The sequence below is a fragment of the Neisseria sp. Marseille-Q2251 genome (assembly GCF_940793045.1).
Lineage (GTDB): Bacteria > Pseudomonadota > Gammaproteobacteria > Burkholderiales > Neisseriaceae > Neisseria.
The window spans coordinates 25,578-48,765 of the sequence record NZ_CALNWV010000014.1; the positions used below are offsets into that span (position 1 = coordinate 25,578).

At 48.0% G+C, this 23,188-nt stretch carries 17 protein-coding genes; 6 read left to right on the forward strand and 11 right to left on the reverse strand.

Annotated elements, in window-relative coordinates; translation table 11 throughout:
* Positions 1-392: 392 nt before the first annotated feature.
* From AAG834_RS06865 to hrpA, 9 genes are all read right to left on the reverse strand, one after another.
* Positions 393-1,898 carry an SWIM zinc finger family protein gene (locus AAG834_RS06865; protein ID WP_342031670.1) on the reverse strand — a complete coding sequence of 502 codons (1,506 nt, stop codon included), beginning with the start codon at positions 1,896-1,898 and terminating at the stop codon, positions 393-395.
* Between the two features lie 205 nt (positions 1,899-2,103).
* The gene (locus AAG834_RS06870) at positions 2,104-2,673 is read right to left on the reverse strand and encodes a DNA adenine methylase (protein ID WP_342031682.1); all 570 of its coding nucleotides are present in this window, start codon (positions 2,671-2,673) and stop codon (positions 2,104-2,106) included.
* A complete protein-coding gene (locus tag AAG834_RS06875) occupies positions 2,669-2,959 on the reverse strand; it encodes a DNA adenine methylase (RefSeq protein ID WP_342031671.1) in 291 nt (96 codons plus the stop codon). Before AAG834_RS06875 ends, AAG834_RS06870 begins: the two co-directional genes overlap by 5 nt.
* Positions 2,960-3,014: 55 nt before the next feature.
* Positions 3,015-4,289: an AAA family ATPase gene (locus tag AAG834_RS06880; protein ID WP_342031672.1), complete on the reverse strand. Its 1,275-nt coding sequence runs from the start codon at positions 4,287-4,289 to the stop codon at positions 3,015-3,017.
* A 29-nt stretch (positions 4,290-4,318) separates the two neighbouring features.
* Positions 4,319-4,759 carry a hypothetical protein gene (locus AAG834_RS06885; protein WP_342031673.1) on the reverse strand — a complete coding sequence of 147 codons (441 nt, stop codon included), beginning with the start codon at positions 4,757-4,759 and terminating at the stop codon, positions 4,319-4,321.
* A 263-nt stretch (positions 4,760-5,022) separates the two neighbouring features.
* Positions 5,023-8,103: a DUF3418 domain-containing protein gene (locus tag AAG834_RS06890; protein ID WP_342031674.1), complete on the reverse strand. Its 3,081-nt coding sequence runs from the start codon at positions 8,101-8,103 to the stop codon at positions 5,023-5,025.
* 68 nt (positions 8,104-8,171) lie between these two features.
* Positions 8,172-9,749, reverse strand: a complete 1,578-nt coding sequence (locus tag AAG834_RS06895) for a phosphoethanolamine transferase (RefSeq protein WP_342031683.1) — start codon at positions 9,747-9,749, stop codon at positions 8,172-8,174.
* A 196-nt stretch (positions 9,750-9,945) separates the two neighbouring features.
* Entirely contained in the window at positions 9,946-10,551 is a 606-nt protein-coding gene (locus AAG834_RS06900; protein ID WP_342031675.1) for a YcxB family protein, read from the reverse strand.
* Positions 10,552-10,658: 107 nt separating this feature from the next.
* Positions 10,659-12,053, reverse strand: a complete 1,395-nt coding sequence (gene hrpA / locus AAG834_RS06905) for an ATP-dependent RNA helicase HrpA (RefSeq protein ID WP_342031676.1) — start codon at positions 12,051-12,053, stop codon at positions 10,659-10,661.
* Positions 12,054-12,181: 128 nt separating this feature from the next.
* Between hrpA and AAG834_RS06910 the strand changes: the two genes are divergently transcribed.
* The 6 genes from AAG834_RS06910 (at position 12,182) to AAG834_RS06935 (ending at position 16,939) form a co-directional block, all read left to right on the forward strand.
* A complete protein-coding gene (locus AAG834_RS06910) occupies positions 12,182-12,820 on the forward strand; it encodes a DUF2961 domain-containing protein (protein ID WP_342031677.1) in 639 nt (212 codons plus the stop codon).
* 179 nt (positions 12,821-12,999) lie between these two features.
* Positions 13,000-13,773: a transferrin-binding protein-like solute binding protein gene (locus AAG834_RS06915; protein WP_342031678.1), complete on the forward strand. Its 774-nt coding sequence runs from the start codon at positions 13,000-13,002 to the stop codon at positions 13,771-13,773.
* Between the two features lie 378 nt (positions 13,774-14,151).
* Positions 14,152-14,931 carry an exodeoxyribonuclease III gene (locus tag AAG834_RS06920; RefSeq protein ID WP_003758273.1) on the forward strand — a complete coding sequence of 260 codons (780 nt, stop codon included), beginning with the start codon at positions 14,152-14,154 and terminating at the stop codon, positions 14,929-14,931.
* Positions 14,918-15,262, forward strand: a complete 345-nt coding sequence (locus AAG834_RS06925) for a hypothetical protein (RefSeq protein ID WP_342031679.1) — start codon at positions 14,918-14,920, stop codon at positions 15,260-15,262. The genes AAG834_RS06920 and AAG834_RS06925 overlap by 14 nt, the downstream gene beginning before the upstream one ends.
* Before the next feature lie 10 nt (positions 15,263-15,272).
* Entirely contained in the window at positions 15,273-15,803 is a 531-nt protein-coding gene (locus AAG834_RS06930) for an alpha/beta hydrolase (protein WP_342031680.1), read from the forward strand.
* Between the two features lie 131 nt (positions 15,804-15,934).
* Positions 15,935-16,939 carry a quinone-dependent dihydroorotate dehydrogenase gene (locus tag AAG834_RS06935; RefSeq protein WP_070870035.1) on the forward strand — a complete coding sequence of 335 codons (1,005 nt, stop codon included), beginning with the start codon at positions 15,935-15,937 and terminating at the stop codon, positions 16,937-16,939.
* Positions 16,940-17,716: 777 nt separating this feature from the next.
* Here the strand turns inward: AAG834_RS06935 and AAG834_RS06940 are convergent.
* The gene (locus AAG834_RS06940) at positions 17,717-18,172 is read right to left on the reverse strand and encodes a hypothetical protein (RefSeq protein ID WP_070870037.1); all 456 of its coding nucleotides are present in this window, start codon (positions 18,170-18,172) and stop codon (positions 17,717-17,719) included.
* A gap of 25 nt (positions 18,173-18,197) precedes the next feature.
* On the reverse strand, positions 18,198-23,188 hold a 4,991-nt coding region (vgrG, locus tag AAG834_RS06945; RefSeq protein WP_342031681.1), incomplete at its 5' end, for a type VI secretion system tip protein VgrG.

Consider the following 23,188-nt stretch of genomic DNA (forward strand, 5'->3'; position numbering starts at 1 on the left):
CTTTCATAATTTTCTTATCCTTGCTTTACAAAATGACAAAAGGTCGTCTGAAAGCAGGAAAGGTGTGCAGATAGGCGGGAAAGCGTTGTGTACATAATTTATAGTGGATTAAATTTAAATCAGGACAAGGCGACGAAGCCGCAGACAGTACAGATAGTACGACAAGGCGAGGCAACGCCGTACCAGTTTAAAGTTAATCCACTATAACCGATTGGAGCGCGGCATACGGGGAAGCATTGCCTACGGACGTAAAGGTCGTCTGAAAACGGATTTCAGACGACCTTTGGTTTGGTAGGGAAGGGGGAGTTTAGAAAGGCTGCACGCAGATTCCAAGTTTGTGTGATTTGCTGGTGTGTGAATGTGAGACGTTGCCAAATTAGACAGCCTGCACCCTAAAACCCCGCCCGATCCAATTCTTCCAACAGCGCAGGCCGACGCGGTTTTTCGCTATATCGCTCCCTGATTTCGTCGGCAAAGTCTTCTATCGCCTGCCGTTGTGCGGAATATTGGCGGCGGAGGGTCTTTAATTGGTTCAAGAGCTGGCGGTATTGCTTACGGTTGCTTGCTTCGTCGATTTCAACTGCAAAGATTTTCAGGTAGCAAGCCACGATTTGGTCGTGATACAGCTCTGGGAAAGACGGGGCAAAACGTTCCATCATGTACAACGAAAGGTGTTGCTGCAATAGGGCGAGCAGCCGGTCGAATTCCTGTTCATGCTCGAATATTTCAGCTTGCAGCGAATATTGACCCGACAAGCGCGTAAGCAGGCGGTTGAATTCATCCGGCCATTCGGCGGCGGGAAACGTGGCTTTCCAGGCTTCGTAATGCGGCAATGAAAGGCTGGTGGAAAACGCCAAATCCGCTGCGATCTCGCGTACATTTTTACCGGTTTCCTTCAATACATCGAAAAGTTGCAGCTTCCATTTGTGCGCTGTGCCGAGCGTTCCTTCATCTTCGGCAATGCTGATGCCTTCGCGCAAGAGGCGTTCCGCTTCCGCCCAATCTTGCTGCCCGACTGCTTGTTCTACCGCAATTTGTCTGAATTGCGGCAGGTGCAGATGTCGTCTGAAATAATCCTGCGCGGCAGCAGTATCGCCTTTCGCCTGCAAAACCTGCCAACCCTCGAATGCCCAAAATTCATGTTCCCAACCCGACTCGGTAGCAGCCAAACGTTTAGCCACATAATCTTGCCACGCCTGCCATTCGCCGCGCAGTCGCCAGATTCGGGCGCGGATTTGGTAGATTTTATTGCCTGCCTCCGAGAAATCAAAATAGCGGCTGTCGTCCAAACATTTGTCCAAAAAATTAATCAAACGCTTCGGGACATTTTCCATGACCGCCTCTTCCAGCAGGTCGATTGCCATATACATAGCATCGCCCAACATACCGTCCGAATCGTCCGCCTTTTCAAAAGCATCCTGCAAACGCGGTATCAACAGAGGCAAAGCCTGCTGCAACGCCGCCGTCCCCTCCTGCGCCACATCTTCCAACCAGTTTTGCAGCCTGAAGCCCAAATCAGCGGCTTCGTAGTAATCATAATATCGGGTTCGGGAAAAGATACTAGAGAGCTGCTGCCGATACGGATTGCCGCCCTTTTTAGGCTGTTGCGCGTCAGATTCGTCAGGCTGCCCGTCCGGCGTTTGAGCGCGCACCGCATACCACAACGCCGCCATATGCTTGCACGCCCCGCCATAAGGACAATCGCAGCCCCCGTCCTTAATGTACAAATCACTATCCAGCTTCAGCCATACCGAATAGTTTTCCGAACCGCACACCTCCGCCCGATAACGCCCGGCGGAAGTTTTTTGGACATCGCGAACCTTGCCCTGCTGAAAATACAGCAGGCCGCGTTCGGCGATGTGGGGCGGGAACAGGTGGAGCGGATGGATACGGGGCATGGTTGGTTTCCAAGAAGTTGTTGAAATATGGGAAGTTTACTGGTTCGGGCGACGTTTGGGGAGAGGGCGGCGGGAATTCTTGTTTGGCAAAGTGGTAAAAGGTCGTCTGAAAATCGGTTTCAGACGACCTTTTGGGGTGGTTGGGGGAGTAGTTTGGAAGATCGCTGGAATATGTACCTAAAGCGCATACATAATTATATGTAGGCTACAACTTGCTGTTAGGTCTCAATACATTTTTCCCATAAATCATGACTTCGGAACCCTTAATTCTTTTATATGCGCAGTAGGATAAGATGTATTCTTCTTGATAATAATTTTTATAAATAGATTTAATTTCATTACAATTATCATATGAAACAATCCAAGGTGTTTTAATTGTACCTAAAGCATCACAAATCTGAACGTGGTCATCATGATTATAGAAATTACGGTACAAACGATGACCTTTAATATAGTAAGGTGGGTCAAGATAGATTAAAGCAGGGGAAGGTAATATTTGGTCTGCTTTACCTAATAGTTCAAGCGCATCAAGGTTATACACATGAATATTATTGGCATAATTAGCAATACGTTTAATTAGGGTAGATAAACGGACTTTATTAAACCGAGCATCCAATTTGTATGTACCATTTTGGGCTTTACCACCAATTACGCCCGCTTTTAAAATACCAGAGTGATTGGTGCGATTTAAATAAAAAGTTGCAAAACCATGCTCTAAATCAGAATGGTTTTCAGGATGTTTTAAAATCAGCTTTTGTTTCTCCCATTCTTCAATAGTTAGTTAAGGGAGCTTGTTGTAGTAGTGCTAGAAAATCATCTGTATTAGTAACGATAGCATGCCAAAAGTGATAGATGGCCAAATCTGCATCATTAATATGGATATCGGAAACATAGCCGTTGAAGAGTAAATCCAATGCTACGCCTGCTCCACCTGCAAACGGTTCCATATAATGACCGCCTTTGAGATGATTTGTTTCAATGACTGATTTTACAAAAGGAGCAAAAGCCCCTTTACCGCCAGGATAGCGTAAAGGTGTTAGGGGTTTTGGGTTGCCTGCCATATTTTTTACTCAATATTTTTTTATTCTCAATAATAAACTAAAAAAGTTATTCTCATTAAGAATTGTCCGGTATTCTATTTTCACTTAAACGAGCATTTTCTGGCCAAAGCTCAGGATCTAATTTATGTAATAATGCTACTTTACGGAAACAAAAGCGTAAATCTCGATAAAATTTTTCCATTTCCGAGTAATGGTTATCTAACCAAAAATCAAAAACTATTTTAAATTCTTCAAGATTATTTTTGAAGATTTTTTTATTCCGCTCCCTTCTTATCCCTGATGCGGATTTACTACTTTCTTTTAATTCTTCAATAGTTTCTTCAATATCTGATATTTGCTGTTTAATTGATGTAAGATAGCGTTGTTTAGTTAATCCATTACTCAATGCGGTATCAGTATTCCAAAAGTTTTGACTCTGATACATTTCAAAATTTGGTTCATTCGCTAATTCATCATAATAATCAAAAATTAACTGTTCGGGACTCTTTCCACCAGGTAAGACGATGATATTATGCTTTGTTTTTTTCTGTCCGGTGTTATCACCATCTAATATGCAAATAGCATTCATAGTGTTTTGATCTAAATATTGGTCTTGAAAAATCCCTTTTAATATTTCACAGCCAATACTGGCATTTACAAAATGAAACTTATCTCTCAAATTTCTAAAATATTTACATCTACTGCTGAAATAGCCAAAAATTGATTGGAGAATGACTCGTGCTTCTGCATCTTCAGTGAAGACAGGGATTTTAGGTGGTGCGCTATAGCTAACATTTTGAATTTCTTGCAAGTGTCTTTCAATTTTTTGGATAGATGGTTTGGGCAATAAGGTTACATGGTCGCCTTGGTGAGTGAGATAGTTCAGTTTTATTTTGTCACGATAAGCAGGAAGTAATGCTTTCTCTAACAAATATAGACTATGTGTAGTAAAAAAAATTTGAATTTTATAGTTTTCTGAATATTCTTTTAAGAGATTTAGGAGGCGTAGCTGCATAGCAGGATGAAGCGTTGCATCCATTTCATCAATTAATAAAATGGAAGCAGGTTGTTCGACACTATGTAGATTTGGGGCGTTTTCGTAGTAATAGCGAAGGAGTACTAGATTTTTTAAGATAATAATCGCATTATCTTCGCCAACTGATGCTGTATTGGAGTCGATGCCTTCAGTATCGGTCAAATATTCAGTTCGAGTTTTAATATTTGCGATAATCTGAGGGGTTGATTCAGTTATTTTGATGCCAGTTATATGTTGGACCAATCGATGGAAAATTGCATTATATTCTTCAGGCAACTCTTTTCTTACCCCTTTGACAGGAGTATCGTTCTTCATTTCCCCAAAAGGTAGCAATCTAGCCAAACTTAAATAAACTGTACGTAAGGTTGGAAGACTTTGGTTTTGAGAAGATGAATATTGAGGAATGAGCCGAAAGCGTGAGTGAGTATCGTCCGAACTCTTATTATGCCTTCTAAATCCAATAGACTGTCCATCGCTATAATATACTTTAAATAATTCACCACGCTGTCCAGGGGCAGGTCGTTGTATTCCTTATCACCTTTTGTCAACAATTCGATTTTTGCATTGACTTGAGCAGAAATATTGTTGATTACATTCAATTCACTTGCGGGTACTAATTGAGTATTAGTGGATTTTTCTGCTTGGAATGCATTGCTGATGAGATATAGGATAGATGATTTACACGTCCCGTTTAATCCTGAAATAATATTAATATGATTGCAAAATTCTAATTCTAAGGGGGCTTTTAAGCGTCGATATTGTGTAAAGGTAATACGTTTAATCATATTTAGGCTGCCTTTTTAGATACAAAGACTATTTTTAATAAAACAACAAGGACAATTGTAGTTTTATATTGATGTGAAAATTACGGTAAATAATACTTATTTATGCATTATCTATTTCTAAGTGTATCAGAAAATTGTTTTTTGATTCCATTATGTACTAAATAATGAATAAGGGTAGTAAAAATTTATTCTGTAATTGATTAAGATGGTTGGCAAGGTTGTTCATTTTGCAAGCAGCCCGAAAATTTGTGGGTCATTTTTATTCATTTCTCCTTCGTTTCCCACACCTTCAACAACCTCTTCACCGACACCGGATACGGCGTCTTCAATTCCTGCGCAAACAGTGACACCCTCAATTCCTCAATCATCCATTTAAACGCGGCGAGGTCGTCTGAAACGGGTAGTCCTTGTTTTACCAAGCTGTCGGTTTTTTCCTGCCACATTTGTTCCAATTCCTGTATGTCGGCTTCGCGGGCTGCGTCGCGGGCGGGGTTGCTGCTGTATTTTTCGAGGCGCAGGGTCATGGCTTTGAGGTAGATGGGGAGGCGCGGCCATTGTGCCCACGGGGTGCGGGTGGCGAAGCCGGCGGCGAGCAGGGTTTGCAGGCGTTGGCGCATGAGGTGGGTGAGCGGGTGTTTGCCGAGTTTACCGTTCAGTTCGGCGTAGGCGGCGGCGGTTTCCTGCAAGTAGCGGCTGAGGGCTTCTTTGACGGCGGGCAGGCGGCTGCGGGCGCGTTTGATTTGTTCTTTGAAGGCTTTTTCGTTGCGCGGCAGTTCGTCTTCGCCGATAAAGGCGCGGTCGCAGACGGCTTGGGTGAGGTCGTCGCGCAGGGTGTCGGCGTTGATGTGTTTGAGCAGCATGGCGGCTTGGGTGAAGCCTTGGATGCCTTTGTTTAGGTCTTTAACTTGTTCTTTTAGTTGTAGTTTCATGAGTTCGATCACGCCTAATCTGTGGGCTTGTTCGGCGGCGGCAGACGTGTCGAACAGGCGCAGGGCGATGCGGCCGTCTTTTTCTTTTTGCAGGCCGAGGTAGCCGGTGAGCTGTTGTTTGCCGCGTGCGAATTTGATGTATTCGGGCAGGGTGCCGATGTCCCATGTGGTAACGTTGTCGCGCTCGAATTCTTGGGTGTTGTCGCGGAAGGTGGTGGCGGCGGCTTTGCCAAGTTGTTGCTGGATTTGGATTAAATCGCGCCCCATGGCTAATTCTTGTCCGCCGTCGTCGATGATGCGGAGGTTGAAATAGCAGTGTTCGGGCAGCCTGAACGCGGCCCATTCGTCTTGGTTGATTTGCTCGAGTATGCGGATGTCGCCTGCGGTTTTGGCGATGGCTTGGGCGAGTTGGGGCAGGATGGGGGCGTTGCGGTCGGGGTTTTGGCTTAAAAATTGGGTGATGAATTCGGGCACGGGCACGCAGATGCGGCGGATTTGTTTGGGCAGTGCTTTGATTTGCAACTGGATTTTTTCGCGTATCATGCCGGGTACGAGCCATTCGAGGGCGGCGGGGCTGATGCGGTTGAGGACGGTGAGCGGCAGGGTGAGGGTAACGCCGTCGAGCGGGTGGTGCGGCTCGAAGCGGTAGCTGAGTTTGAATTTTCCGTCTACGGTTTGCCAGTGTTTGGGGAATTGTTCTTCGGTAATGTGCGCGGCGGCGTGCTGCATGAGGTCGTCGCGGCTGAGGAACAGCAGGCGCGGGTTGTCGCGCTCGGCGGTTTTGAGCCAGGCTTGGAAGGTGCGGATGTCGGCGAGGGGGAGGGGTTTCAGACGGCTTTTTTGGGGTGCAGGCTGCTTTTTGGTTTTGGGGTCGTCTGAAAATGGTGGAGTGTGGTTTTCAGGTAGTCTTTGGGAGTGCAGGCTGCTTTCGGTTTTAGTTTTAGCTTCGCAGAAATTCAGCCTTGCTTCGCAAGACATTGTTTTCAGACTGCCTGAAACCGTTGAAACTGCGGCACTCTGTTCCCTCTCCTGTGGGAGAGGGTTAGGGAGAGGGTTTGCTGCGGTTGCGGAAAAGTTGGTTTGTGCGGCAACTGTTTTGCCCTCTCCCCAGCCCTCCCCCACGGGGGAGGGGGTGGTTTGCTGCGGATTTGCAGGATGCAGGCCGTCTGAAACCGCGTCCGCCGTATAAAAATCGGGCAGCCGTTCGTGATAAAACGTGAACAGCGCTTCATCATCGACCAGCACGTCTTGCTTGCGCGATTTGTGTTCGAGTTCGGTAATTTCCTTAATCAGCTTTTTGTTGTGGACAAAAAAGTCCGCTTTCAAATCGCATTCCTGCGCCACTAACGCGCTGCGGATAAAGATTTCGCGCGCTTCTTCGGGGGCGATTCTGCCGTAGGACACGGGGCGGCGCGGCAGGACGGTCAGGCCGTAGAGCGTTACCCGTTCGCTGGCGATGACTTCGCCGCGTTTTTGTTCCCAATGCGGCTCGAAATAGTGGTAGCGGACGAGGTGCGGCGCTTCCTGCTCAATCCATTCGGGCTGGATGGCGGCTACGTCGCGCGCGTAAAGTTTCGTTGTTTCAACGAGTTCCGCCGCCATCACCCATTTGGGTTTGGCTTTGAACAGGGCGGAGGCGGGGAAAAGGTGGAAGCGGCTGCCGCGCGCGCCGGTGTAGTCGTTGCCGTCGGGCGATTTCATGCCGACGTTGGCGATAAGGCCGGTGAGCAGGGCGCGGTGGATTTGTTCGTAGCCCGCTTCTTTGGCGGCGCGGATTTGGGCGCGGTGTTGTTTCTTATCCAGTTGTTTTTGTTTGAATTTGGCGGATAAGTCTTGGTCGCCTTGGCTTTCAGACGACGTGAGCTGCCTGACTTCGGGAGGTCGTCTGAAAGCGGCTTCCTTGGTGGTCAAACCCATTTCAATCGCGGTTTGGGCAAGCTGGTGATGCAACTCGCGCCACTCGCGCATCCGCAGGTGCGACAGGAAATATTGGCGGCACCACTGCACCAACTGCTTGTTGGACAAGCCTTTATCGCGCTCGCGCTGGAAGCTGTCCCAAATGTTCAGGTAGGCAAGGAAATCGGACTGCTTGTCGGTAAAGCGTTCGTGTGCCTTGGCGGCGGCATCGCGTGCCTCCAGCGGCCGTTCGCGCGGGTCTTGAATCGACAGCGCGGACGCAATCACCAATATTTCCGCCATGCAGTCGTGTTTCTTCGCCGCCAGCAAAATGCGCGCAATTTTCGGGTCGATGGGCAGGCGCGCCATTTGCTCGCCGAGGCGGGTCAGGCGGTAGCGGGGAGGGGCGACGATATTGCCTGAAAAGTTTTGAAGGTCGTCTGAAACGGTTTTGTCGTTTGTCGGATTGTGTCGGGCGTGAATGCCTGAGCCGCGTGCTTGATTTTTAGTGTTTTGCATAGTCTTGTAGGTCGGGCGTTCATGTCCGACGTGGTCTCAATTTATATTGTTTGTAGGTTTGTGCCGCCTTATTGCGGATAAACATATTCCGCTTTGCCGTTGCGGATGTTCAGGCTGCCTGCATCGCCTGTGATCAGGTTACCGGTTACCGAGCCTTCGGTGCAGCCTGAAACCTTCATATCGTAGCCCAGCGTGTGAATCAGGAAAGTTGAAAGCTGTTGGTGGAAGGCAATTTCGCAAGGCGCAAAGGCTTGGTTGGCGGATTGCTGCACGGCAGCATCAGGGCTGTATAACACCAGCGGTACGATGTAGCTGTCGGGATGTACCGTGCCTTGGTTGAAGGTGTCTTTGTGCACATACTGCCCGTGGTCTGAGGTATAAACAAACAACCAGTTGTTTTCAGGCTGTTTTTGCAGCTGCTGGAATACGGTTTGGATCATTTGGTCGGTTTTGTGGATGGTACTGTCGTATTTGTCCACGATATTGGCTTCGCCGAACACCTTATCCTGTTGTTGCAACAGCGCGCCGTATGGGACGTGCGAACCGCGTTGGTGCAACACAATAAAATGCTTGCCCTGCTGCAAATTGATTTTGTCGAACAGCGGCAGCAGCTTATCGTCGGGCATATTGTCGCCGTTGCGGTAGCCGAGTTGGGTCGGTTGAATCAGATGGTCGATCCACTTTTTGCCGATCAGGTTCAAAATCGCCATCTCGTTTTCCGCTTGCGCGCTGTAAAAATACGTTTCGTAACCCTGCTCTTTGGCGAGGCGGAACATATTGGTATCGCCGCTGCTGATTTGTTCGTAGCCGTTGGCATGCGGTATGGCATTGAAAAAGCTGGGCAGGGATACAGCCGTCATCAAAGCGGCGGAATAGCTTTGCTTCACAATCGGCTTAAAGTCGGCTTGCGACAGTTGGGTCAAAAACGGCGAAGTTTCGCGTCCGTAGCCAAACAGTTTCAAATGCGCCGCGCTTTCGCTTTCACCCATGATTAGGACGATATTTTGAATACTGCCTTGTCCGGTTTTGCTTGGCGCAGGCTGTTTGAAAACAGGAATCTTGCTTAAATCAAACAACTGATACGGCAATACGCGCCCGACAAAATAGCCGAAGCTGAAATAATTGGCTTTGACGCGGCTGTATGTCGGTTTGGGCGAAATACCGTGTTCCTGCGTCGTACTGAATGAACGTCCAAAAATCAGCAACATCGCCGCAGCGAACAATATATCGGCGGCAAAATGCGTCTTGCGGCGGAACTTGGCAAGGCTGCAAAACAACACGGCTTCCGCCACTCCCCACAACGCAGGCAGCCACAACTTATCCAACATCGACGCGCCCGCACTGCCGACTTCGGTAATCTCTTTCAGCATCAGCCAATAATTTATGCCCGTCATCCAACTTTGATAAACCGCATAATGCACATTGTTGGCAATAATGCTGAGCGCGAAAAACAACGCAATCAGCAACCGTGAAGCCTTATAACGCGCAAACAAATACAGCGCAGCAATCACAAATGTCAGCGCAAACGTTTCCGCAATTTTTGCCGCCGGCAGAGTTTCAATCCCGAAGACAAAGCGATAGGCGATTTCGCTGGCAGTAAGCAGAGATGAATACAGAAAGAGAACGAAAAGGGATTTTTTCATAATGGGAAATTTCACAATAAAAGTTGCAGGCAGGGTTTTGGGTGCGTGGCAACATTATTCTTTACAGCTATCTGTTTACAGATTGTTTTTCAAGAATGAGGTCGTCTGAAAATGGTTTGTGGAGTTGATTAAGGGCGGTAGGTTGTTTTTTATTTTCAGATGGTCAAGTCACTTTTCATGCTTAATGGTAATCCGATAATTATTTATTCATGTTTTCTTTAATCTGATTAATAAAGTACTGTATTTGTTGTGTATCTTGAAATGCACTCTTAGGCAGGAATTTGAAAATACTTTTTTCAAGAAAAATGAAAATCCAATCCTTTGTTTCTTCCACGCTGTAAATATGTTTGTAGAAGTGCAAACTTTGGAAGGCTTCTGTCTCGTGGTAAATACCGTTATCGCGAAGTTCCACTGTATTTTGGGAGAATAGCGGCGATTTGTCCTGATACAGCTTATCGAATGAAAAAATGCCACGGGAAGCTCTCAGGAAAGAAAACTGTCCGAGCAAAATAACTCCGGCAACGACGAATCCCCAAAAAGTAAATGTAATGCCGAAGCGGAAATATTCATAACCGCCATAGCCAGATAAATCATATGACCTATTGGCAAGCGTGGCTAATAAATTTAAAACTTGACCGTACTGTTTGTGGAATAAGACGAAAAAAATTGAATAGAAGGTAATCAAAATGATGGTTATCAACCAGCGCAGGGGAGGTCTTTTCTTTTGTTTTTTTATCAAGAGTATTTGCCCGTCGGAAAAGCCTTTGCTGAATTCTGCTGTTGTCAGTTGATACTGGATTTTCATTGCAATTCAAACCTTTTAAATAAATGTAGAAACTGTTGTTTTGTATTGTTCATCGGAAGGGCAAACGATGTGTAGGCTGCTTTTTGGGTTTCATAGAAATTCTATTTTCAGACGACCTCCACCGCCCCCAATTCCAATAACACCTGAAACCCGTCATTGATATACCGCGAATCGGGCATTTCTAAAAACGGGAATGCCGCTACGTCGCCGAGTTTCAATGCTGCCATGCGCAGGATGACGGCGGCCAGGTTGCTGCGGACGATTTCAGGGTCGGTGAATTCGGTACGGTTGTTGAAATCTTCTTCTGAAAACAGTCGGATACATACGCCTGCGGAGACGCGTCCGCAGCGGCCGGAGCGTTGGCGTGCGGCGGCTTGGGAGATTTTTTCGACATGAAGCTGCTCCACTTTCGCCCGTGCGGAATAGCGTTTGACACGCGCGAGGCCGGTGTCGATGACGTATTTGATGCCCGGCACGGTGAGCGAGGTTTCTGCAACGTTGGTTGCCAGCACGATGCGGCGTTTTGCGCCTGAGGGGTGGAAGATTTTGTGCTGTTCGGCGTGCGACAGGCGTGCGAACAGGGGCAGGATTTCGTCGTTGCGGCGCAGCGTGGATTTGCGCAGGGCTTCGGCGGCTTCGCGGATTTCGCGTTCGCCCGGCAGGAACACCAAAATATCGCCTTCGCCGTGTCGCGCCAATTCGTCCGCCGCATCGACAATCGCGTCGGTCAGCTCCACTTCTGCGTCGTCTTCGTCTTTGCTGGTCAGCGGGCGGTAGAGGATTTCGACGGGATAGGTACGCCCGCTCACTTCCAGCACGGGCGCGCCGTTGAAGTGTTGGGAGAAGCGTTCTGCGTCTATGGTTGCCGAGGTGATGATGACTTTCAAATCGGGGCGGCGCGGCAGGAGCTGTTTCAGGTAGCCCAGCAGGAAGTCGATGTTCAGGCTGCGTTCGTGCGCTTCGTCGATGATGATGGTGTCGTAGGTGGCGAGATAACGGTCGGTCTGCGTTTCCGCCAGCAAGATGCCGTCGGTCATCAGCTTGACGCAGGCATCGCGCGAGGTGTGGTCGGTGAAGCGCACTTTATAGCCGACCGCGCTGCCGATTTCGGTGTGCAGCTCTTCAGCAATCCGCTCCGCCACCGAACGCGCGGCCAAACGGCGCGGCTGGGTATGCCCGATCAAACCTGCCGCTCCGCGTCCGAGTTCCAAACAAATCTTGGGCAACTGCGTGGTCTTACCCGAACCGGTTTCACCGCAAATAATCGTTACCTGATTTTCAGCAATGGCTTTTTTGATTTCCTCGAGCTTTTCGTGAACGGGCAGGGTGTTGTCGAACTCGGGTTTGGGCAATGTGGACAAACGCTTCAAAAAGATTTCGTGCGATTTTCGGTATTTTTCTTCGACTTTGGACAAACCGCCGTATTTGTTGGGATTTTTGAAGGCGGAACGTAGGAAGTGGCGGTCTTTGGAGAGGGTTTGGGAGAAATCGGGATGGGGCATGGTACGGGCGGATGTCGGTGAGAATAAAAATGGTAGTATTATAGCAAACTGGCTTTGCCTAATCGGTATGGGTACTATTTAGCCCTCTTTTGCAGGCAGGCTGTATTGTTTAATGAAAAGGAATATCTATGAAAAAGATTTTATGTTTGGTTTTGGCGATGAGTATGGGCAGCGTGGCATTTGCCGCGGAGTACAGAACGAAACAGCCCATTGCCCACGACTGGCTGAAAATCAACGGCAATCAGTTCAATATTGAATCTGCCAACGAACGCGGGCATATATGTGGCGCGCAAGGGAAAATGGATAAGAATAAGGTTTGGAAAGATGGGGAAGGCTGCCAAATATCGTTCCAATTCAAGGGGGATGAGGTGAAAGTGGATGCCGAAGGCTGCGAAAATTATTGCGGCGCGGGCGTATCTTTCCCGTCGGAGTATTACAAACTGCCGCAGGTTTGTTCGCAACAAGGTGTCAAAAAGATGGAAAACCGTTTTCAGACGACCTTACGTTCAGGAAAATTCGAACAGGCAGCGGACATCAAACAAAATTATCTGAAACAGTGCGGCAATTTCCTCAATCCGATTGAAACAGTGACCGCTGCCAACGATGCCGCCGATGCTTACCGTCAGGCAAACAACAAAGCCGCCTGTGTCCAAACTTTGGATGCGGTGCAGGATTATTATGAGAGCCAATTGTTGGATAAGGACTTGGTGAATAAGATTAATGTGCAGATGGAGCGTGACAAAGCTTTGCGCCAACAATGTAGCTGAACGCTGATAAAAAGGTTGCTAGAAGGTCGTCTGAAAAGTAAATGTGTACTTTATGACGGCCTTTATTATTGCCGTTGGTCGTAAAAAATGCTCGTTTGGCATATTTATTACAAAGTCATATTGTTTGTGCTTAGAATGCGTTCCTGTCTTCGTCAGATAACAATTTTAAGAACAAAATTATGAAAAAATATCTTGCTTTGATGTGTGTTGCAGCCTTATCTGCCTGCGGTGGCGGCAGCTCCTCCCCCAGTACGCAATCCACGCCGACACAGGCTCCAAAATCTGCCCAAGCCCTGCCCTCGGCAGACGCAGCTTCCGCATTGCCGGTAGCTGCGAAGTCGGAAAAACCGGAATCCGGCAAACAATTTTTCAGCGGAACCAATTCTTCTGATTCCGCAGTGGCATTCAATCATGCAGATTGGAACAAAATCACCATCGAAGGCGTAGAGGTCGATCTTGCAACCGTACAAGGCGAGAGTTTTAAAAACGGCTGGCGAGACAGTGTCGGCGGTTCCGAGAATAAACGCCTTGCCAATTTTGGCGGCAATTATGTCCTGCACCACAGCACACCCGATGCGGTTGCCGGTATCGTGAAGACCGAATCGCAAAACAATTACGCTTTCTTCAACGGTAATTTTACCCGTGAAGCAGAAATGCCGAAAATCGGACAGGCAGTTTACGACGTATCGACCGTCAGTGTGCGCGGTACTCTGGCGCAGGCATACGGTACAGGCCGTCTGACTGCCGATTTCGAAAGCAAAAAAGTCAGCGGCAGCCTCGGCTATTTCAACAAAACGCTCACCGTTGATGCGGATATCAACGGCAACAGATTTTCTTCCGTCACCCCGACGGCAGAAATACACGGCGGTTTCTTCGGTTCCGCAGCCGCAGAGACAGCAGGTGTTTATCAGGTCGGTAAAATCGTAGGGACGTTTGCCGGTCAAAAACAATAAAAAGTGAAAGTTGCATTTACTTTTTTACAAGGGGTGCAGACATTCAAAATTCCACGATTTTCAGCATAAATATCAAATGTGTAGCAATGGCACGGTAAAGTTGGTCATCTTACGGGCCTTGTTACTCAAGCAGAAAGTATTTAAAAACGAAAAAAGCGCAGAATTTTGAATCGTCGAACCACCCCAAGGGGAAAGGTCGTCTGAAAAAGGTTTGGTTATCCGTTTTCAGACGACCTATTTTTATGGTTGGTCCGCAAAGGTAATGTTGAAGCGTTCACAAACAGTTGCAGCAAAAAGGAAGAGCGGTTTTGTAGTGATTCCTCTATATCGGTTACAATCCGTTTTTCTTCTCAAACCAATATTCCAAAGCACAAAATTATGCTGAAAATCATCTCCGCCAACGTCAACGGCATCCGCTCCGCCTACAAAAAAGGATTTTACGAATACATCGCCGCATCGGGCGCGGACATTGTCTGCGTGCAGGAACTCAAAGCGCAGGAAGCCGATTTGTCCGACGAAATGAAAAATCCGCACGGGATGCACGGCCATTGGCATTGCGCCGAAAAACGCGGTTACAGCGGCGTGGCGGTGTACAGCAAACGCGCGCCTGACAATGTGCAAATCGGTATGGGCATTGAAGAATTCGACAGGGAAGGGCGGTTTGTGCGCTGCGATTTCGGCAAGTTGTCGGTGATTTCGCTTTATCTGCCCAGCGGCACCAGCGCGCCGGAGCGGCAGGAGCTGAAATACCGTTTTTTAGATGCGTTCTATCCCATGCTTGAAGCCATGAAGGCGGAAGGGCGCGACATTGTCGTCTGCGGAGACTGGAACATCGCCCACCAAAACATCGACCTGAAAAACTGGAAAGGCAATCAGAAAAACTCAGGCTTCCTGCCTGAAGAGCGCGAATGGATAGGCAAAGTCATCCATACGCTCGGCTGGACGGATATGTGGCGCACGCTCTATCCCGACAATCCGGGCTACACTTGGTGGAGCAACCGCGGACAGGCGTATGCGAAAGATGTCGGGTGGCGCATCGACTATCAGATGGTTACACCCGAACTCGCTGCCAAAGCGGTATCCGCGCATGTTTATAAAGACGAGAAATTTTCCGACCATGCCCCTTTGGTCGTGGAGTACGACTATGCTGCCCAATAAAGTTTTCGGCAAATACGATTGGAACATGAACGGTAAAACCGGCATAGGCGCGGCATGGGTGGTCGCCGCGTTTGTGCTGCCTATGCTGGTGTGGACGATATTCATGCTGGCGCGGATGTCCGGCTGGGTTGAAATGACCCGCGCAAATCCGCTTTGGGCGGTGGTGTGGCTGCTGTTTTCGCTGCCTTGCCTCCTGATTGCCGCCAAATGTTTCGGCTGGAAAGGCTGGCGGTTGATTGCCAACATCCTGATCTGCCTCGCCACCTGCGCCGTTTTAAGTGTCCCCGCCGTGCTCTTGATTACCTTTACGCTCAACGATTTGCTCAAATAGGTCGTCTGAAATGCGAACTTTCGAACTCGAAGACCTGACGCTTTTCTTGATACGCGACGCGGACGAAGCAGAAATGTGGATAGACCGCTGGGCGGTCAGCTATCCCGTCGTCCAAACCGCTGCCGCTTCCGCCAATCAAAGCATCGCCCAATGGCAGGCAAATATTCAAACAGCGTTTGAAGGCATCAGCGGCGAACACATCGCCGTCGTCGCCCACGGCGCAGGCGTGTCCGCCTTTTTGGCGTGGCTCTACCAAACCGACATCCTGACGCAGAAAAAAATCGTCAACATCATTCTCGTTTCGCCGCGCCCCGAAGCCTTTCCCGACGATGAAATATATACCTTCCAGCGCGTCCGTTGCCCCTGCCGCACCGCGCTTGTCATCGCCGAACAAAACGGCACGCCACGAAACTGGGCGGAAGAACGGGCAAACCTGTGGAACGCCCGCCTCCTCCTGTCGCCACATTCCGGCACGCTCAACAGTGCACTCGGCGGCTGGCAATGGGGCATGAAGCTGATGCAGGAAATGCTGTTGAGTTGAACAAAACACTTGCAAGGATAAAACAGAAAAGGTCGTCTGAAACTGGAAATCAGGTTTCAGACGACCTTTTCGCAGGCAAGTAACAGTTTCGGGTAAAATACGGCAGTTCGCCAATTATCCGAAAGAAACCCATGTATTCCCTAGCCCGCAGCCTGCTGTTCAAACTCGATGCCGAAAAAGCCCACCATTTCACCCTCGATGCGCTCAACAAAGTATACAAACTCGGTTTGCTTCCGATTTCCGACAACCGCACCAAGCCCGTCAAACTCATGGACATCACCCTGCCCAATCCGGTCGGGCTTGCTGCCGGACTCGACAAAAACGGCGAATACATAGATGCATTGGGTGCGCTCGGCTTCGGCTTCCTCGAAATCGGCACGATCACGCCCAAACCGCAGCCCGGTAACCCGCAGCCGCGCCTCTTCCGCGTTCCCGAACACCAAGGCATCATCAACCGCATGGGCTTCAACAACCACGGCATAGATGCCATGATTCAAAACATCGAAAAAAGCCGTTATCAAGGCGTATTGGGCATCAACATCGGCAAAAACGCCGGCACCCCCATCGAAAACGCCGCCGACGACTATTTAATCTGCCTCGAAAAAGCCTACGCACACGCAAGTTACATTACCGTCAATATTTCCTCACCCAACACCAAAAACCTCCGCGCACTGCAAGGCGGCGACGAACTGAGCGCGCTGCTCGAAGCCCTGAAAAATAAACAGGCGCAGCTTGCCGCTGCGCACGGAAAATACGTCCCGCTCGCCGTCAAAATCGCCCCCGATTTGGATGAAGCACAAATCGAAGACATCGCCCACGTTGTCCAATCCGTCGAAATGGACGGCATCATCGCCACCAATACCACCATCGACAAATCAAGCCTCGGCAGCCATCCGCTCGCAGGCGAGCAGGGCGGCCTAAGCGGTCTGCCTGTGCGCGAAAAAAGCAATCAAGTGCTGAAAATGTTGGCGGAACACATCGACGGCAAGCTGCCGATTATCGGCGTAGGCGGCATTATGAACAGCAAGGACGCCGCCGAAAAAATCCGTCTCGGCGCAACCGCCGTCCAAGTGTACAGCGGCATGATTTATAAAGGTCCGGCATTAGTGAAGGATTGTCTGGCAGCATTGAAGTAAGCACGATTTCCAACACAAAAGGTCGTCTGAAAACCGGTTTAACTGGATTTAAACGGTTTTCAGACGACCTTTGTGAAAGTTGGGTTTTCAACCCAACCTACGCTTACTTATTTAGATTATGCTTGTTATTTAGTGGGTTATTTCAAAAATATATTTAATAAATAAACATATATAATATCCATAAAAAGAATCGCAAGCATACCGAGTTAAGGTATATGCACTGAATAACAATGTAAATATACTTATGATCACCGAAATCAGTAGGGTTTTCATATCTCTTATAAAAAGTAAATTTATCAGAGTGACTACTGAGAATAGACTTGCAATATAGCTTGATAATCTAATGAATGTAAGTAAATATGAAAATAATTCTGCATCCATCACTATTGATATCTTCATGATCCATAAGGTCACATAGATCAATGATGGAAGATTTAGCAAAATTTGAGCAATCAGTAAGAAGTAATTTTTTTGCTTCATTTTTTTTAATATTCTCAATTTGATCATGAATATCTTTAGTTTACCCCTAGCTATTCTAATAGTATGAAAAACCAACTGTATGATTTATAACTTGTATGATGCGGCACCATGCCCATAGGGACGTAAGTCATTCCTACCTTACACCTACACGAAAATGAGAATCTTGTATTTCAGTATCTGAATTAGATAACAAACTAACCATTTTCTTTATAGCAATGTTAGTGCGACTGTAAGTACATAAATTAGGTCTTCTAAAAGTTTTCAGACGACCTTTGTGAAGGTTGGGTTTTAAAATTGCTATTTTTCTTTACATTTTAGATCTATATACGCCCAAAAATCTTGATTTAGTTTCTCTTGTTCTTTTTGTGTTAAATGATCAATACCAATCCTATTAGATAATGGCATCTTTTGATTAGATTCTTTTAGCAAGCAACTAGAAAAGCTAAGAATTTTTCTTAAATCTAACTTACTATACTGCATATTCTTTCTGGGTTGATTAAAATAGTCATCATAAATTTCAACAAATGCCAAGTTCATGATGATTAGATTGTCAATGCTGCTTAAATTATCCAATTGTTTAGAGTCAATTGCCTGATTTCTGGATTTAATCAAAAAAACTATATTATTCAGATGATTGAGTTTTAATGTTACTTCAAAATTTTCTTGATCCATAATATCCTGTTGATTTTGCTTATCGGCATATGCAGCAACAGAAAATGAAAACATTAAAATAAGTAATAATATTTTTTTCATAAGAAGATTCTCAATGATTCTATAACTATAACACATTGTGTTGTCTATAACATTCTTCTTGACAGAGTGATGGCAAAAGAGTATTTCTTTGTTTCTGTGACTCAACAATACAACATGCCGTACATACTTCCAATGTATTAGGCTTTATTTGTTTTGTGCACCGATTGATAGGCTCTTCTAATGTCCACTTGCGGAATATCTTTATCGGATTTAGACCAGAATCAGGTTTTGGAGCCTTTCCATAATTCCCATAGCCTATTTCTTTATTTTTGTGATCAATACCGATAATGCTTGACGAACAACCTTTAGCATTATTTTTATCACATGCAGTAATTACCTGTTTGGCTATATCTGGTGTATTCTCCCATCCTAAAACATCAGTCCACCTCGATATATTGAAAGCATAAATATACAAACTTTCTCCACCGGCTAATCTAATTGGATCCTGCTGCGTAAACCGCCCAATCTCCGGATCATAATAGCGGAAGAAGTTGTAATGCAGCCCCGTTTCTTCATCATAATACTGATTCTGCAGACGGAAGGGTTGATGTATATCCAGTTTCAGACGACCTTCTTGGGTCAGTTTGCCCCAGCCGCTATAGTCGCCGCTCCAAACAATATTGCCTTTCTCATCGGTCATCTCGCGCGGGATGCCGATTTGATCGTTGTGGTAATACAGGATTTCTCTTGCCTTATCTAAGCCATTGTAGGTGGTGATTTGAGCAAGGGGTTCATAGTTTTGGTCTTCGGTGTAAACGTAGGTATAGGTTCGGTCTTTACGGTATTCCTGTAACAGACGGCTGCCGTCCCATAGGTATTGGATTTCGTTGCCGTCTGGATGGACTTTGGCTATGCGGCGGCCTATGGGATCGTAGCGGTAGCGATATAAGACGGTGTTTTGTCCGGGGCGATGGATTTCGGCTTCGGTCAGTTGATTATCCGCATTGTAGCGGTAATGTTGGATTTCGCCGTCATGCTGCTGTTTTTCGATCAGGTTGCCCAACGGGTCGTAGCGGTAACTGGTGCCTTGGTATTGGGTAAGGCGGTTGCCGACGATTCTGCTTCCGTCGGTAAGGTTGTGGGCAGGGTCGTAGCGATAGTGCTCGTCCGCGCTTTGGGTAATTCTGCCCCGTACGTCATAGGTGTAATCCCTGCTGCCGTTGGTTTGGTCTTCGGTACGGACGAGGTTGCCGGTAGTGTCGTATTGATAACGGCGACCGATAAGGACGGCAGGGTCTGCTTTGTTGTGGCTGTTCGGTTGGGCGATTTGTTGTTTCAGACGACCTAATGGGTCAAGTTGAAATTGGGTATTCAACTTGCCGATAGTCCGCTCGATCGGGCGATGCAGGGCATCACGCTCGATGTCGGCAAGGGTGGTACCGTCGAGGTTAATGTGGTGCAGGTGTCCGCTGCCGTAATACAGGCGGTTTAAAATTTCACCCGTAGGCAGGATGGTTTGGGTGCGGTTACCCAGTACGTCGTAACGGTGTTCGGTAATCTGTGCAGCGACATCTTTGGATTGTGAACGGCTGGTACCGGACGAAAGAGGTTCATCCAAGTGAATGAGCTGTTCTTTAACCAGTCTGTTGTGGTCATAGCCGAAGCGAAGCTCGCTATGGGCGTTGTGTGCTTGGATCAGACGGTTAAGTTTATCGTAGCGGTAGTGGGTGCTCAGGATTTCTCCGCCGTCCAGATGACTGTCTTTCTGACGGATGCGGCCGATACGGTCGCGGTGGTAGATAGTTGTCCGTAGCGGGCGGGTACGCACGTCGATGTTCCCAGACGCGTATTCTTCTTCGCGTATGAGTTCGCCTGCAGGGTTGTAGGTGTAACGTGTCATTTTGCCGTCAAAGCCGGTTTCACGGATCAGGCGGTCGCGCTCATCGTATTCGAAGGTATAGCTGTCGCCGTTTTCGTTGACGAGGGTTTTCAGACGACCTACGGAATCGTAACGGTATTGGAATGCATCACCCAGCGCGTTGTAGCGGACGGTTGGTTTGCTGTCATTGTCGTAATCGTAGGCGGTACGGTTGCCTTCGGCATCAGTCAGAACACTCAGTCGGCCAGCATGATCGTAGCTGAAGTGTTCGCTACTGCCATCCGGATAGTCGGTACGCAATGGTTTCCTATTTTGGTAATGATAGTGCGTGGTGTGGCCGGCTGCATCGGTAATACTTTCGAGTTTGCCCTCTTCGTTATAGGTATAGCGGGTTTGCTGGCCGGAACAGTCGGTTTGAGTGCTCAGGCGGTGGTGCTGGTCATATTCGAAAGTATAAGTATTGTTTTTTGCATCGGTAATTTGGGTAATTTGCCCATTTTCGTTGTAACGGTAACGGGTTGTATTGCCTTTGCTATCGCTTTGGGTTGCAGGTAACCCTTGTTCGTTGTACTCAATCAGGGTCTTTTGATTGTGCGGGAGGGTAATCTCTACCGGTCGGCGTTCTTGGTCATAACGGATGTGCTGGTTTTGTCCGCCTTCTCCGCCAACAAAGGTCAGCAGCCCGCATTCGTTATAACGGTAGCGGGTTTCACGTCCCATTTCATCAGTAATTTTAATGGGGCGGCCTAAAGCATCGCGTTCTGTCAAGACACTACTACCATCTGCAAAGACTTTTTTGACGACTTCGCCATGATGGTCGTAATAAAGGTGTTCACTACGCCCTAATGCGTCAGTGATTTGGGTATGCCCGTCGGCATAGGCAAAACGCCACTCTTCACCGTTGTCGGTATGGCTGCGCAATACCCGGCCTTGGGGGGTGTAATGGTCGTATTGATAGTAGGTATTTAATCCGGCCGTAGTTTGGTGACGAATCATCATGTGACGACGGTAGCCGAAACGTCGGTGAACGAAACCTTCGGCATCTTCTACCGCGACAAGATCGCCGTTGTCGTCATAACGGTAACGGACAAGAAGTTCCCGACCTTCAGGTAGATTATCGTTATAGCTACCCATACTGGTAAGGCGGTAAACGGGGATCTGCGTTAAAGGGCTGAGATTGTCAAACTCAAACCATATCTCACGTCCCAGTTCGTCAATAACGGTATGAGGCAAGCCGGTATCTTCATTGTAAACAATGCGATAGCCGTTGCCATGGCGGTCGCTTACCTCTGTTAGGGCGTAAGTGCCATTACCGCTGCCACTACGATCGGTGTCATTCAAGTGTAGGGGTGAAAATCTATGTCTGCTGCTACCGTCCAGATTACTGATTTGATAGCTGCCATTATCGATTCGTTCGAAGATGATTTGTTCTGCTTCAAACAGAACCTGCCCTTCATCTTCTTCCAGTTCTGGCAGATCAAATGTACGTCCCTGATTATCGGTATAGGTAAAACGACTGTCTTTGCGCTCTAGCTTGGCGCTCAATGTGGTGCGCCAGCCGCTACCCAGCCAACTTTCTTCCAAATCAGAAAAATAGCTGCGACTCCATACAAACGGCACCAATCCATCAAAAGCAAAATCAGTTTCATCCGGTAAAACTTTTATGCCTGAAATAGGATTGACAGGACGACCAATTAATTCGGCAATCTTGCAAGGGATACAGGTTTTATCAGTTTTTGCAAAACCATTAAAGAAAAAGCTATCGGAACCGCCCACCGGCATTGCTGGCGCTTTGACACGAACGATTTTAGGGGAGGCAAGGATGATTTCACCGTTTTTCAATTTAATGTAGCTGCCTCCACCACCGCTAATCATCACTTCGTCCTTGCCGACGATCATTACTTTGGCAGTGCTGCTGGTCAGCTCAAGGTCTTTTTTGGCATCAATTTGCATCTTGTTATTTTTTGCCTGTATTTCAATCTTGCCTTGAGCTGCATGGATTTTAACGGCTTTATTTTGTGCGAACAGGTTGATACTTTTCAGTGCATGTGCAGTAAAGTTCTTGCCGGCGCTGATATTACTGTCCTGCATGCTGACCCAGTGAATATGTCCTTGTGCTGTATTCAATATGCTTTGTTTGGTACTGGCGGCCAGACCGTCGGGAGCGGAAATGACGATTCCCGATTTTTTCAATTTCTTTAAGTTGCTGTTGATGTGGTTTGCTTGGGCAATGCTTTCTGTTGCAGTATTGCCCGCACGTTTGGCAGCAGTATCCAGTAATTTGGCAGCAACCAATGCTTTTCGCATGCGTCGTATCGCTTTGCCCATCTCCAGAACTTCGCCTTTTGCACCTCCCTGAGCATCTGAGCTGACGAGTATGCCTTTCCCCGCCCGTACGGCACCCCAGCCGTCGGTTCTGAGTTCGAAGCCTTCGCCGTTCTCTCCGCGTTTCTCCCTACCGCTGTCGACGATGTGGCCGAGGTTGAGTTGGGATTTTTGGTAGTCGGTGGCGAGTTTGATGTGTTCCTGACCTTTTTGGTCTTCCATCCTGAGTTTGTTGTTCGCCCAGGTGCGGATGACGTTCCTTGTGTTCCAATCGGCAGGGATATGGTCGGGATGGGCACTGTCGTGCATGACGCCGGAGATATACGGACGGTCGGGATTACCTTGGACGAAGGACAGCATGACTTCGGTGCCTTCGTGTAAGGGGAAGTGGATGCCGTATTCGGGACCGGCATAGGGTTTGGCCAGTCGGACGGGACGGCTTTCTCCGCCGGGACTCCATTCGTCCAAATCAAACGGGAGTTTGACGCGGTAGCGTCCCATGTCGTCGATGTAGGCGTAGGTGCAGTTCTCTGCTGCGGTTACCCGTGCGGGCAGTGTGCCGGCGATATGGGGGCGCGGGGTGGTACGTTCGGGACGGAAGGCGAGTTGGGCGGGAACGGCGGTAAAGGTGTGGCTGTAAGCGGTATCGCGGCTGCCGCTGTGTTCCATGGAAAGTACCAGCCAGCCGTCGGGTGCTTCGGGGAAGGCGGTATCGGTTTGGAACACTTTCATCGGCGCCATGGAGACGACGTTGCCGCTGCCGTTGGCGACGGTTTGGCGGCAGAGGACGGCTTCGTTCAACAGGGTCGTCTGAACTTTGGCTTCGTCGGGGGTTTTGGGATGGAGGCCCCAGTTTTGCTGTTTGCCCAATA